Consider the following 12910-nt stretch of genomic DNA (forward strand, 5'->3'; position numbering starts at 1 on the left):
GCTACTTCGTCGCATCGGTTCGAAACGTTCACACGCGTGCAAGAAATCACTGGGCTCAACGATGTCTCGCCGACCGGATCGCGGGAGCGTCATGACAGTGACGACAATGGAGGGTCCGATGACCGCGATGGCCGATCATCCCGCCTGGAACCCGCCCCGGGAGCGGTCGGGCGAGGCGCGGCAGGCCACGCCGGTGGATGCGGCGGCCACCCCCACGAGCCGGGCCGAGGCCCAGCTCACCCGGCTGCACGAGCGGCACAGCAAGCAGTTGCTGAACTATCTGGTCAAACTCACGCTGGGCGACCGCAAGCTGGCCGAGGATCTGTTGCAGGAGACGTTCGTCCGCGCCTGGCGTCACCTGTCCCGCAACGGCGACACCGACATCGACACGTTCCGGCCGTGGCTGTACACGGTGGCCCGGCGCCTGGTCGTGGACATGCTGAGGTCGCGCCGGTCCCGGCCGTCCGAGGTGGTGATGGACGATCTCACCAAGCTGTCGGTGTCCGAGGACACCATCGCCGACGTGGTGTCGGCGCGGGCGGTCCGCGAGGCGCTGCTGCGGTTGCGGCCGGACCAGCGCGGTGTGCTGATCGAGCTCTACTTCCACGGCCGCACCCCGAGCGAGGTCGCGGAACGGCTCGGCGTCCCGGTCGGGACGGTCAAGTCGCGGGCCCACTACGCCAAGCAGGCGTTGCGCACGTATCTGAACCAGTAGGGAGCGCCGATGCCCCTCTCGTCCCGACCGGTCGCCCGTGCCGCCGCGTCGTGCGCCGCCGTGGCGCTGATCGCCGGCCTGCACCTGGCCACCGCGGTCACCCCGGCGGTCGCCGACGAGGACCCGCCCGCCCTGCCCGCCGCGCTGACCGGCTGCGTCGGGGAGTCCCCGGTCCGGTACGGCGAGCGCACCCCGTGGTCGGTCGCCCGGATGGCGCCGTACCTGACCCGCTCACTCGGCCAGGGCCGGGGCGTCCGGGTGGCGGTCCTGGACTCCGGGGTCAGCGGCGCCGCCGCCGGCCTGCGCGCCGCCGTCGCGCCCGGCCGGGACGTGGTCTCCGGCGGCCCCGCCCGGTCGGACTGCCTGGGTCGCGGTACGGCGTTGGCGGCGATCGTGGCCGCCCGGCCCACCTCCGGCACGGGCGTGGTGGGGATGGCCCCCGAGGCCACCGTGCTGCCGTTCCGGATCATCGGCCCACAGCGCCGTACGACGCCGGCGTCCATCGCCGACGGCATCGACGCCGCGGTGGACACGGGCGCGGACGTGGTGCTGGTCGGCAGCGGCCAGGTGGCCGACACCCCGGCGTTGCGCGCTGCCGTGACCCGGGCCGCCGGGCGCGACGTCCTCGTCGTCGCGCCGGTCGACGACGGGCCGGCGTCCACGACGGGACAACCGCCGCCGGTGTGGTACCCCGCCGCGTACCCGCAGGTCCTAGCGGTCGGCGGGGTCGACGCGAACGGCCGGGTCACCGTGCTGGCGCTGCCGGCGAGCGGCCTCGACGTGCTGGCCCCGGCGAAGGACGCGGTCGTGCCCGGCCCGACCGGCGCAGGCCACTACACGGTCGGCGGGACGGCGGTGGCCGCCGCGCACGTCGCCGGCGCCGCCGCGCTGGTCCGCGGGTACCACCCGGAGTTGACCGCCGCGCAGGTCCGGGACCGGCTGGTCAGCACGGCCGAGCGGACGCCCCACGCGCCGGCCGGCACGGTCGACCCGTACGCCGCGATGACGACGCTCGATCCCGGCGCGGCGACCCGACCGGTCCGGCTCGACCCGGGCGCCGTCTCGGTCGCCACCGCCCCTCCGGCCGATCCGGCGGTCGCCCGGTCCGGGCTGCTCGCCGCCGCGATCACGGCGGTGGCGCTGCTGATCGGCGCCGGGGTCCGGATCCGGCGGGGACACCGTCGGCCGGTGTCCCGGGGTCCAGGTACGGCGTCTGGATGACCCTCGCCCCCCGGCGGGTGCAGAGCAGCGCGCGCCCCGGCGGCAGGATTCTCGGCTTGGTGTTGCCCAGCAACGGGCCCTCACCCGGCGGGCAGGACAGCACCACGTCCGGGCTGTTCGTCTCCTGTAGCCGGCGGACCAGCGGATCCATCGACATCCGCATCGCGCCCGCAGCCGCCCGGGTCAACACCATGTGGAACCCGATGTCGGTGCCCTGCGCCAGGTAGGGAACCAGCCGCAGCAGCGGACTCTCGTGCCCGCCCATCATGTCGTAGTCGTCGACGAGCAGGTACAGCCGGGGACCCGACCACCAGTCCCGGGCCCGCAGTTGCTCCGGCGAGACGTCGGTGCCGGGCATCCGGTGCTTCAGTCCCTCGATCGCCTCGGCCACCGTGGCCTTCGTGGAGTCGACGGACACCGAGTAGCCGAGCCGGTACGCCTCGGGGATCCGGTCGAACAGCGCCCGCCGGAAGTCCACCGCCATGATCCGCACCTCCCGTGGCGGGTAGCGGCGGACCAGCGCGTCCGCCACGTACCGCAGCAGGCTGCTCTTGCCGCTCTGCGCGTCGCCGAGGACGGTCAGGTGCGGCAACTCCTCGAAGTCGTGCCACACCGGCTGGAGCCGCTCCTCGTCGATGCCGATCGGCAACCGGAGGTCGCCGTCGGCCGCCGGCAGCTCGGTCGCCGGCAGCACCGCCGGCAGGGTGCGTACCCGGGGCGCGTCCGGGCCGTCCCAGAAGTCCCGGGCCGCCGCGGCGAGCGCCCGGGTGCCGTCGGCCACGCCGGCCGGGTCGGCGACGCCGTCGATCCGGGGCAGGGCGGCCAGGAAGTGCGCCTTCTGCGCGGTCAACCCGCGCCCGGGCACGTGCGGGACGGTGGCCGCGGCCCGCAGGTCGATCGCCGAGTCGACCGGGTCGCCGAGGCGTAGCTCCAGCCGGTTGCCGATCAGGTCCCGCATGCCGTGGTGCACCTCCGACCACCGGGACGCGGTGAGCAGCAGGTGGACGCCGAAGTTGAGGCCCCGGGCGACGATCTGGCGCACCGCCGCGTCCGCCGCCTCGAACTCCTGACGCAGCGTGAACCAGCCGTCGACCACGAGGAACACGTCGCCGTACGGGTCGTCGTCCAGCCCGGCCGCCCGCCGGGCCCGGTAGGCGGCCATGCTGTCCACGCCCTCGGCGGCGAACCGCCGTTCCCGCTCCGCGATCAGCGCGCTCACCTCGGCGATGGTGCGGGTGACCCGGTCGGCGTCGAGCCGGCTGGCGACGCTGCCGACGTGGGGCAGGTCGGCGAGCGTGCCGAGCGTGCCGCCGCCGAAGTCGAGGCAGTAGAACTGCACCTCGCGCGGGCTGTGGGTAAGCGCCAGCGCGCAGATCAGCGTGCGCAGCAGGGTGGACTTCCCGCTCTGCGCGCCGCCGGCGATGCCCAGGTGGCCGCCGGTGCCGGACAGGTCCACGACGAGCAGCTCGCGGGCCTGCTCGAACGGTCTGTCCACGAAGCCCACCGGGACCACCAGCAGGCTGTTGCCCGGCCAGTCCACCGCCCGCAATCCGGCCTCCGGGTCGGGGGCCAGCGCCGGCAGGAGCTGATCCAGGGTCGGTGGTTGCTGCAGCGGCGGCAGCCAGACCTGGTGCGCCGGTGGGCCCTGGTCGACCAACTGGTCCACGACCACGTCGAGCACGCTCGGGCCGCGCTCGTCGGGCGGGTCGGCCGCTCCGGCCGCCGCCGGTTGCTCCGGCGGCTCGGTCGCCGCGACGGGGACGTGCCCGAGCCGGTACGCCACCACCTGCCGCTGCACCACCGCGAGGTCGAGCCGCTTGTGCTTGGGCCGGTGCGCCCCCGACACGTAGGCCGCCTTGAACCGGAGCAGCGACGACACGTCGGCCCGCAGGAAACCGTTCCCCGGCTGGGTCGGCAGCTCGTGCGCGTCGGGTACGCCGATGGCGGTGCGGGACTCGATGGCGGAGAAGGTGCGCAGCCCGATGCGGTACGACAGGTGGGTCTCCAGCGCGGCGATCCGGCCGTCGTCCAGACGCTGGCTGGCCAGCAGCAGGTGCACCGCGAGCGACCGGCCGAGCCGACCGATCATCACGAAGGTGTCGATGAAGTCCCGGTGCGTGGCCAGCAGCTCGCTGAACTCGTCCACCACCACGAACAGGGTCGGCAGCGCGTCCAGCGGCTGCCCCTGGGCCCGGGCCCGCTCGTACTCCAGCACCGAGGTGAACCCGCCGGCCTGCCGCAGCAGCTCCTGGCGGCGGATCAGCTCGCCGTGCAGCGCCTCGCGCATCCGGCCGACCAGCGCGGCCTCGTCGGCGAGGTTGGTGATCACGGCGGAGGTGTGCGGAAGCCGGTCCAGGCCGAGGAAGGTGGCGCCGCCCTTGAAGTCGACGAGCACGAAGTTGAGGATCTCCGACGAGTGGGTCATCGCCAGCCCCAGCACGATGGTGCGCAGCAGCTCGCTCTTGCCGGAGCCGGTGGCGCCGATGAGCATCCCGTGCGGGCCCATGCCGTCCAGGGCCGACTCCTTGATGTCCAGCTCGACGGGCGCGCCCTCGGCGTCGATGCCGATCGGGATCCGCAGCCGGCGGGCGGGCGGGCGGGCGGCCCAGGCGTGAGTCAGGTCCAGGTGGCTCAGGTCGGCGACGCCCAGCAGCGTACCGATGTCGAAGTCGGTGGTCAGCGCCTCGGCGGCCGGCTCGGTGGTGATGCTCAGCCGGTACGGCGAGAGGATCCGGGCCAGGCTGCGGGCCTCGGCCGGGGCCAGTTCGTCCGGCCGGGCCAGGTTGGACCGGACCTCCCGGCCGACCTGGTCGTGCTTGACCTGTTCCAGGCCGGAGTCGGTGAGGTCGGCCCAGAGCAGGCCGCGGGGCACCGTGGTCGGTGGGGTACCCAGGTCGATCAGCACCGCGTTGCGGTAACCACCGGACAGCAGGCGGGAGCCGGCGGGGATCCGCCCGCCGTCGCAGACCATCAGCACGAACGGCTCGTCCCGGCTCGGTGTGGCGCCCGCCTCCCACCGGGGCCGGGCCAGGAAGTCCTCCCCCAGCAGCCGTTCCACGGCGTCCGTGCTGGCAGCCGCCAGCCGGGCCGGACCCGCCGCGTCCTGTTCGGTGGGGTGTTGCAGGTGCGGCAGCCACTTCGCCCACTCCCACGCCTCGGTGGCGTCGTCGGACACGCACACCGCGATCATGACCTCCTCGGGCGCGTGGAACGTGGCGACCTGCGCGACCAGCGCCCGCGCCACCGCCCGGCGCCGCTCGGGGTCGCCGGTGATCCGGATCTGGTGGAAGCCGGGCAGGAACAGGGCCACCGGCAGGTCGGCGACCGTGTTGTAGGCGTTGATGAACCGCCGCAGCGACTTCGCCGCCAGCGGTTCCAGGTCCTCGATCGGCTTGGTCTGCAACGGCGCCATCCGGGTCGCCAGGCGTTGCCGGCCGGTGCCCACCCGGACCTCCAGGAAGTCCGGGTGGCTGGGGCGCCGTTCCCACCGCCGCGTGGTGAGCGCCACCGACCAGAGGGCGGACGGGTCGGGGTGCCGCCAGTCGGACGCCTCCCGCTGCTGGTCGATGGACCTGCGGACGCGCCTGCGCTGCTGCGACAGGTAGCGCAGGTAGTCGCGGCGGTCGCCGCTCATCCGGTGCTTGCGCTCCCCGGCGCTCATCGCCAGCTGGCCGACCAGCATGCCGACCATGGCGACGCCCATCATGCCGGCCATCACCCAGGTGAGCACGCCGCGGCCACCGCCGAGGAACATCATCGCCATCACGCCGGACATCAGCATCATCGGCAGGATCGTCATGACGCTGCGCAGCCCGCCGGGTGTGACCTCGGGCAGCACCGGCGGTTCCTGAAGGCTGATCTCGCCCGCGGGCGTCTCCGGCCCGGTCCGCCGGGCCGGTCGCCGGAACACGACGGTGCTCACCGTTCACCTCCGCTGCCGGCGGTACGGGGTAGCCGGCACGACCTACAACGCACGATCCGCGGGAGGAGGGTCAGCGGGAGCAGATTTTTCCGCCGCCGGATGAACTCGGCCGGCACCCATCCGTTGATTCGGCCATGACTGTCTCGGCCACCGGTGAGATGTGCCGCCTCACCGTCTGCGGGCCCACCCGCCAGGTGGAGGTGGCCGTACCGACGCACGTGGTGGTGTCGGACCTGCTGCCGGTGCTGGTCGAGCACCTGGGCGAGAACCTGGTCGAGACCGGTCTGCTGCACGGCGGCTGGGTGCTGCAACGCCTCGGCGCCGCGCCGTTCGACCAGGGTTCCACCGTCGCCATGCTGGGCCTGCACGACGGCGACCTGGTCCACCTGCGTCCCCGGTCCGAGCAGATCCCGCCGGCCGACTTCGACGACCTGGTCGACGGCGTCGCCACCGGGATGAAGCAGCGGCCCGGACGGTGGCGGCCGGAACTGAGCCGGTGGGCCGCCCTGGCGGCGACCGTGCTGCTGGCGGCCACCGGCGTCGCGGCGCTCGCGCTGCCCGGCCACGCCGGCCACCGGGCGGGCGCCGCCGGCGTGCTCGCCGCCGCCTGCCTGGTCGGCGCGCTGGTGGCCACGTTCGCCGTCGGGGACCGGCCGTTCGGCAGCGCCTTCACCGGCGCCGCCGCCGGGTACGCCGGCCTGGCCGGCCTGCTCGCGGTCGACCCGCGGGTCGGGGTGGTCGGTCTGCGGCCGGACGGTCCCGGCCTGTTCGCCGCCTCGGTGGCCGTCCTGGCCGTCGCCGGGGTCGCCGCGACGACGACGGCGTACGCCCGGCCGGCGCTGCTGGCCGTGCTGGTGGCCGGCCTGCTCGCCGCGGGGGCGACCGCGCTCACCGCGTTCGCCGGCCTGACCGCGGTGCAGGCGGCCGGTGCGATGCTGGTGGCGGCCACCCTGGCCACGATGGTGGTGCCGCTGGTCGCCTTCCGGCTCGCCGGCCTGCGGATGGCGCCGCTGCCCACGCAGCCGGAGCATCTCCAGGAGGACCTCGACCCGATCCCGAGCGGCACGCTGCTGCCCCGGGCCGCCGTCGCGGACCGGGCGATGACCGCGCTGTACGCCGGGATCGCCGCCCCGACGGCGGTGGCCGTGGTCGTGGTCGGCATCGCCCCGGGCTGGGCGCCGGCCACCCTGGTCGGCTTGGTCGCGCTGGTCCGCTGCCTGGCCGCCCGGACGATGACGAGCGCGTGGCACCGGCTGGCCCAGCTCGCGCCCGCCGCGGTCGGCGCGGTCACCCTCGCCCTCGACGCGGTGGCGTCCAGCGGCCCGTTGGCGCGGGTCACCGCCCCGGTGCTCGCCGTGTCGCTCGGTTCCGCCCTGCTGCTGCTCGTCGCGCGGACCATGCCCGATCGCCGGCTCACCCCGTACTGGGGTCGACTCGGGGACCTGCTCCAGACGCTGGCCGCCACGGCCGTCCTGCCGGTCCTCCTCGCCGTGCTCGACGTGTACCGGTTCGCCCGTGGGATCGGGGGCTGAGCGCGGTGCAGTCGAGACGGGACCAGGTGCAGGCCCAGTCGTACATGACCGGCCGGCTCACCGCCGCCCTGGTGATGGGCGAGCCGGAGGCGCTGGAGAACCCGCACCGGCGGTTGCTCACCGGGATGATCGCCGGGCTGCTGGTCGGCTGCCTCGTGGTCGCCGGGGTCGTGGTCTACGGCCTGCTCAAGCCGGGGGGCGCCACCCGCTGGCGGGAGCCGGGCACGCTGATCGTCGAGAAGGAGTCGGGCGGCCGGTTCGTGCTCGTCGACGGCCGGCTCCGGCCGGTGCACAACTACACGTCGGCGGCCCTGATCTTCGGCCGGCGGCCCGCCCTGGTGACCGTCTCCGCGGCGTCGCTGACCTCCGTACCCCGGGGCACGCCGATCGGCATCGTCGGCGCGCCCGACTCACCGCCCGCCCCGGCGGCGCTGGCCGGGGCGCAGTGGAGTGTCTGCGCCCTGGGCGGGACGGACCGGACCGGCACGGCGCGCGCCGGCACCCTGCTGACCCTCGCCCCGGGCGCCGGCGGAACCCCGCTCGGTGCGGACGGCGGCTTCGTGGTGACCTCGCCGGGCGGGCAGCTGTTCCTGATCTGGGACGGGCAGCGCTTCACGCTGACCCGGCCGTGGATCCCGCGGGTGCTCGGCTACCCCGCGGCCCCGGTGGTCACGGCGAACTGGCTCAACCAGCTTCCCCCCGGCCCGGACGTCGCCCCGGTGCCGGTCGCCGGGCGGGGCGCCGCCGGACCGGTCGTCGACGGGCGACCCACCCGGATCGGCCAGGTCTTCGTCGCCCGCGTCGTCGGCACTGCCGACCGCTACTTCCTGCTGCTGCGCGACGGGCTGAGCCCGCTCGCCGAGACCGCGCTGGCGCTGGTGCTCGGCGACCCGGCGACCGCCGCGGCCTACCCGGGTTCGACGGTACGTCCGGTGGACCTCAGCGCCGGGGCCCTCGGCCAGCTACCGGTGTCGAGGCAGCCGGCGCTGCCGGCCGGCGTCCCGCCGCGACCGCCAGTCCAGGCGAGCCCGGCGGCTGGCGACACCTGGTGCGTGCAGTGGTCCACGACGGACCGACCGGCCCGGGTGACCGCGCGGGCGGTCCCGACGGTCACCGCCTCCGGGGACACGCCGGGGGTGAACCGGACCGCGCAGACCGCCACCTCCGTGTCGGTGGCGCCGGGGGTGGGTGGGCTGGTCCGGCAGGGCCGCGCCGGGCAACTGAACGGGACGAGCTACTTCCTGGTCACCGACGCCGGGGTGAAGTTCCCGGTCGCCGGCGCCGACGTGGTCCGGGCGCTCGGCTTCACCGTCGAGGCGGCCCGGGTCGTGCCGGCCAACCTGCTGTCCCTGCTGCCGACCGGGCCGGTCCTGGACTCGGCGGCGGCGAGGAGGTGACACCCCGAGGATCCGCCGGCCCGGCCGGCACCCCGTCCACCACCACCGATGTAGGAGGAACACCGTGACCTCACCGCTGAACCAGGTGGATCAGGCCACCATCACCCAGACGCTCAGCGCCTTCGAGACCACCATGGCCGACGTGAACGCCGCCGACCAGTCGGTCGACGCGGTCAGCTCGTCGGTGCCCTGGAGCGGCGACGCCGCCACCCAGTACCGCAACTCGCTCGCCGAGTGGCGGACCGGCCTGAACGACGTCCGGCGCGGGCTCGAGATGCTGCGCACCGCGATGACCCAGCACCTGAACATCTCGTCCAACGTCGAGGACGAGGCCGCCCAGAACGCCCGCTGGTACACCAACTGACGAGAGGAAGAGCAGATGGCGACCTACTCCCTGAACCCGAACGGCCTGCTGGACTCCGGTGAGGAGCTGCGCGGTGTCACCCGGGCCATCGACAACTCGCTGACCACCCTCGAGGGGTACGTCAACCAGTTCATCGCCAACAACGCCGGCGGCGCCGCCACGGCGTACCAGCAGGCGCAGCAGACCTGGCACCAGGGGCTGGCGAAGATGCAGGCGTCGCTCGGCAGCGGCGCCACCGCCATCGACAGCATCCGGGAGAACTACCACATCGCGGACAGCCAGGGCGCGGCGCTGTTCGGCGGAAACGTCTAGGAGGGACCGGGATGCCGATCACCACCGACGACGCCTACCTCACCCGGGCGGCGAGTTCCAACACCCTGATCTCCGAGGAGGTCACCGCCTCGCCGGGCGGTGACATCGCCGGGATCAGCCTCAAGCCCGGGCACAGCAGCTTCTCGCTCGGCGCCCAGGTCCAGAGGGCGGTCTCCGGCGTCGGCGCGAACCTGAGCACGCGACTCACGGAGATCCGCGACACGGCCAGCAACCGGGCCGCCCAACTGACCAACTTCATGGCCGTCACGGACGACACCGAGGGCATGAACGGTCACCAGGCGCAGGAGTTCCTCGCCAACGCGCCGGCATGGAACACCTCGCCGACGCCCGGCAAGTAGCCACTTCTCCCGCCGGCATCGCCGCCCCGGCACGCCATCGCGCTGGGCGGCGGTGCCGTACGGGCCGACGACCCGGACGTACACCGCCGGTCGACGTTGAGGGGATCAGATGACACAGCCGATGGACTGGGACGAGTCGATGCGGGTCGTTCTCGGCACCGACAAGGACATCGACTCGTCCCGCGTCAGCAGCCCCGCCTGGCTCGGCCTCGACATGTCGTTCTGGGAGACCTCGGCGGCCACCGAACAGGACTACCAGCGCCCGTGGGAGCACTGGATGCCCAACGGGACCGACTGGAACAAGATCACCATCTACCGGTACCGCGCCTACAACGACATGGCCAACTTCCAGCTCATCCGCGCCACGGTCTACTTCTACGAGGGCGGCGACAACTCGCCCGCACGTCAGGGCAAGGCGCTCGTCGACGCGAGCCGGGAGATCATCGACGGGATCGACACCAACCAGTACCTCGACCCGGCGATGTTCCGCGACGTCGCCACCCGCTTCCGCAACGTGCACACCTATCTGACCGGTCCCGGCCAGGCCCGGCTCCGGGCGATGTACGACGAGGTCCACGCCGGGGGGTCGTTCGACGGCTCCGCCGCCGACGTCTTCGCCTGGGCGATGCACGACATGACGCTCGGCATGCAACGCCTCGCCGAGAACATCAGCGGCCGGTTCGAGCTCAACTACAACCACTACGTGGACACCGGCTGGCCACACGTGCTCGACCTGACCGCGACCGAGATCGACCGGTTCCGGCAGCGTCTCAAGGACGCGTGGAGCGCCTACACGGCGTACCAGCACCACGACCCGAACACCCTCGTCGACGCGCTGCTCAAGGAGATGGAGCGTCAGGTCGACGCGGCGAACGCGAACGTCGACAGGTCGGCGGCGACCGGCGACCGGCAGGAGACCTGGACGTTGAACTTCGGTTCGATCCTCGGCAAGGCCGGCAACGCCACCTACGACGTCATCAAACAGTCCGAGTGGGTACGCCTGAACAACGACCTGAAGCGGGAGTGGCAGAGCCGCTACGACGAGCTGGACACCGCCTCGCAGACCGCGACCCGGCTGCTCATCAAGAGCTACAACGACCTGATCGCGGCGTTCGGGCGGGGCGTCATCGCCCTGCCGCACGTGCCGTACCCGAGGTCCGGCAACGGCAACACGCCACCCGGTCTCGACGGGCCGCCGCCACCCGGCTTCGACGGCGCCACCCCACCACCCGGCGGCGTCTCGAACGCCGCCATCCCCCCGCCGGGCGGCGGCAGCGGTACGCAGTTCGGTGGTGACTCGGGCGGCTTCAGCGGCGCGGGCGGTCCCGGCGGAGCGGGCGAGTTCGGTGGCGCCGGCGGCGGCTTCGACGGCGGGTCCGGCGGCTTCGACGGCGCGGGCAGCTTCGACGGGGGCCCCGGCGGCGGGGCCGGTGGCTTCGACAGCGCCGGCGGCGGCTCCGGCGGCTTCGACGGTACGGGCGGCCCCGGCGGTGGCCTCGACGGCGCCGGTGGGGTCGGCGCGTCCGGCGGGGAGGCCGGCGGTGGCACGGGCGGTCCGGCCCTGGTCGGCGGCGGCATGGCGAGCGGCGGCGGGCTGCCGGGCCGACTGGGCGGCTCCGGAACCGGCGCCGGCGGCGTCGGTGGCAGCGTCGGCGGTGGCTCCGGCAGCGGCGCCGGCGCCTCGGGCTCCGGCTTCGACGACGACACCGCCGGAGGTGGGCTCTCCGGCGGCACCCCGACCACTGTCGATCCCGGTGACCTCGGGTCGAGCGGCTCGGAACTGGGTGACCTCGGCTCCAGCGGCATCCGGACACCGGGGCAGCCGAGCGGCTTCGCCCTCGGTCCCCTGGGGACGCCTCCGCCGGGCTACGCCGCGGCCGGGCTGGGCAGCCTGCCACCGGGGGCGCTGGGCGCCGGCTCGGTGGCCTCCGGCGGCGAGAACCTCGCCGCGCTGCCCGGCGCCGCCGCGTACGCCACGCCGGGCGCGGACGGCTCGACCGGTGCGGCCGGCCTCGGCATGGGCGCCATGGGCGGCATGCCGTTCATGCCGCCCATGGGTGGCGGAGGTGGCGGCAACCAGAACGAGAAGGAGCGCGAGCGCAGCACCTGGCTCGCCGAGGAGGAAGAGGTCTGGGGCACCGATCCGGACGTCACCGTCGCCGTCATCGGGCGGGAGGAGTTCGAACCCCAGCCGGCCAGCCGGCCCACCCGGACGCCCGCACCGCCCCGCACACCGCAGCCGGGCTACGAGCCGTCGCGCGGGCGCGGAAACCGCTAGTCGAGAGGAAAGGCGAAACAGCATGTCCGGTTCCTGGCATGACGAGATCGATCGGGCCTACACCGAACTGGAGGAGAGCCAGCAGGCCATCGCCCGGGTGCAGCACGACATGGCGGACCGGAGAATCACGGTCCGGTCCCGGAACCGGGCGCTGTCCGTCGTCGTCGACGCCCAGGGCGAGGTCGTCGACATCACGTTCCACTCGCGCGGATACCGCTCGATGCCCCCGCGGGAGCTGGGCGAGCTGCTGGTGGAGACCATCGCGGAGGCACGCCGGCAGGCGGTCGCCGAGGTCGCCTCGATGTTCTCGGCGGTCCTCCCCGAGTCCCTGCCGATCATGGACATGATCAACGGGACGGCCGACATCGACGAGATGATCAGCCAGGCCATGCGACAGGTCCCCGACCTGCCCGGCGTGCCGGACGCGGAGCGGGGCTGACGCATGCCGACCCCACCACTGCACGCCGACACCGACCTGCTGCGCAGCGAGTCGTTCGCGCCGTTCGTCACGCACATGCAGAACGTCATCGACACGCTCAACGCCGCGGTCGTCGACTGCCTGCCGGTCGCGACCACGATCCGCGACGCGTCCGACCAGATCCTCAACGAGGGCCTGGCCGCCCAGGTCGAACAGATCCGCATGCTGCTGTACGGCCTGCGGGACCTGTCCGCGGGCGACGCCGACCAGGTGACCGCGCTCAACCAGTTGCTCGGCGCGGTCGAGGAACTGAACACGGACGTCGCCTCCTTCGGCGGAACGCGTCCATGACAGCCGGCGTCACCTCGACGCCGGCCCCGTTCGACGGAGGG

At 73.8% G+C, this 12910-nt stretch carries 11 protein-coding genes; 10 read left to right on the forward strand and 1 reads right to left on the reverse strand.

Annotation, left to right across the window (positions count from 1 at the left end):
• Positions 1 to 118: 118 nt before the first annotated feature.
• Positions 119 to 715: a sigma-70 family RNA polymerase sigma factor gene (locus tag ACIA6B_RS30840; protein ID WP_396778765.1), complete on the forward strand. Its 597-nt coding sequence runs from the start codon at positions 119 to 121 to the stop codon at positions 713 to 715.
• Between the two features lie 9 nt (positions 716 to 724).
• Complete coding sequence (locus ACIA6B_RS30845) at positions 725 to 1936, forward strand: S8 family serine peptidase (protein WP_396778767.1); 1212 nt, start codon at positions 725 to 727, stop codon at positions 1934 to 1936.
• On the opposite strand, the gene eccCa is transcribed toward ACIA6B_RS30845, so the two are convergent.
• Complete coding sequence (gene eccCa, locus ACIA6B_RS30850) at positions 1842 to 5858, reverse strand: type VII secretion protein EccCa (RefSeq protein ID WP_396778769.1); 4017 nt, start codon at positions 5856 to 5858, stop codon at positions 1842 to 1844. The genes ACIA6B_RS30845 and eccCa overlap by 95 nt on opposite strands.
• A gap of 134 nt (positions 5859 to 5992) precedes the next feature.
• Here eccCa and eccD point away from each other — a divergent pair, with 134 nt between their 5' ends.
• The 8 genes from eccD to ACIA6B_RS30890 all read left to right on the forward strand — a co-directional run bounded on the left by eccD (position 5993) and on the right by ACIA6B_RS30890 (position 12869).
• The gene (gene eccD, locus ACIA6B_RS30855; RefSeq protein WP_396778771.1) at positions 5993 to 7390 is read left to right on the forward strand and encodes a type VII secretion integral membrane protein EccD; all 1398 of its coding nucleotides are present in this window, start codon (positions 5993 to 5995) and stop codon (positions 7388 to 7390) included.
• A gap of 5 nt (positions 7391 to 7395) precedes the next feature.
• Positions 7396 to 8787, forward strand: a complete 1392-nt coding sequence (gene eccB / locus ACIA6B_RS30860) for a type VII secretion protein EccB (RefSeq protein WP_396778773.1) — start codon at positions 7396 to 7398, stop codon at positions 8785 to 8787.
• Between the two features lie 64 nt (positions 8788 to 8851).
• Entirely contained in the window at positions 8852 to 9151 is a 300-nt protein-coding gene (locus ACIA6B_RS30865) for a WXG100 family type VII secretion target (protein WP_281938983.1), read from the forward strand.
• 15 nt (positions 9152 to 9166) lie between these two features.
• A complete protein-coding gene (locus ACIA6B_RS30870; RefSeq protein WP_107157657.1) occupies positions 9167 to 9463 on the forward strand; it encodes a WXG100 family type VII secretion target in 297 nt (98 codons plus the stop codon).
• Between the two features lie 11 nt (positions 9464 to 9474).
• Positions 9475 to 9822 carry a hypothetical protein gene (locus ACIA6B_RS30875; RefSeq protein ID WP_396778775.1) on the forward strand — a complete coding sequence of 116 codons (348 nt, stop codon included), beginning with the start codon at positions 9475 to 9477 and terminating at the stop codon, positions 9820 to 9822.
• A gap of 109 nt (positions 9823 to 9931) precedes the next feature.
• The gene (locus ACIA6B_RS30880) at positions 9932 to 12100 is read left to right on the forward strand and encodes a hypothetical protein (RefSeq protein ID WP_396778776.1); all 2169 of its coding nucleotides are present in this window, start codon (positions 9932 to 9934) and stop codon (positions 12098 to 12100) included.
• A 22-nt stretch (positions 12101 to 12122) separates the two neighbouring features.
• Entirely contained in the window at positions 12123 to 12539 is a 417-nt protein-coding gene (locus tag ACIA6B_RS30885; RefSeq protein ID WP_396778777.1) for a YbaB/EbfC family nucleoid-associated protein, read from the forward strand.
• A gap of 3 nt (positions 12540 to 12542) precedes the next feature.
• Positions 12543 to 12869 carry a hypothetical protein gene (locus tag ACIA6B_RS30890; RefSeq protein WP_396778779.1) on the forward strand — a complete coding sequence of 109 codons (327 nt, stop codon included), beginning with the start codon at positions 12543 to 12545 and terminating at the stop codon, positions 12867 to 12869.
• Positions 12870 to 12910 lie beyond the last annotated feature (41 nt).

The sequence above is a fragment of the Micromonospora sp. NPDC051141 genome (assembly GCF_044455765.1).
In the GTDB taxonomy this organism is placed as follows: Bacteria; Actinomycetota; Actinomycetes; order Mycobacteriales; family Micromonosporaceae; genus Micromonospora.

What these genes read in the sequence shown, in the direction of transcription:
- eccD (WP_396778771.1), top strand. Translation starts at nt 5,993, where the DNA reads ATGACTGTCTCGGCCACCGGTGAGATGTGCCGCCTCACCGTCTGCGGG.
- ACIA6B_RS30845 (WP_396778767.1), top strand. Translation starts at nt 725, where the DNA reads ATGCCCCTCTCGTCCCGACCGGTCGCCCGTGCCGCCGCGTCGTGCGCC.
- ACIA6B_RS30840 (WP_396778765.1), top strand. Translation starts at nt 119, where the DNA reads ATGACCGCGATGGCCGATCATCCCGCCTGGAACCCGCCCCGGGAGCGG.
- ACIA6B_RS30885 (WP_396778777.1), top strand. Translation starts at nt 12,123, where the DNA reads ATGTCCGGTTCCTGGCATGACGAGATCGATCGGGCCTACACCGAACTG.
- ACIA6B_RS30875 (WP_396778775.1), top strand. Translation starts at nt 9,475, where the DNA reads ATGCCGATCACCACCGACGACGCCTACCTCACCCGGGCGGCGAGTTCC.
- ACIA6B_RS30890 (WP_396778779.1), top strand. Translation starts at nt 12,543, where the DNA reads ATGCCGACCCCACCACTGCACGCCGACACCGACCTGCTGCGCAGCGAG.
- ACIA6B_RS30870 (WP_107157657.1), top strand. Translation starts at nt 9,167, where the DNA reads ATGGCGACCTACTCCCTGAACCCGAACGGCCTGCTGGACTCCGGTGAG.
- ACIA6B_RS30880 (WP_396778776.1), top strand. Translation starts at nt 9,932, where the DNA reads ATGACACAGCCGATGGACTGGGACGAGTCGATGCGGGTCGTTCTCGGC.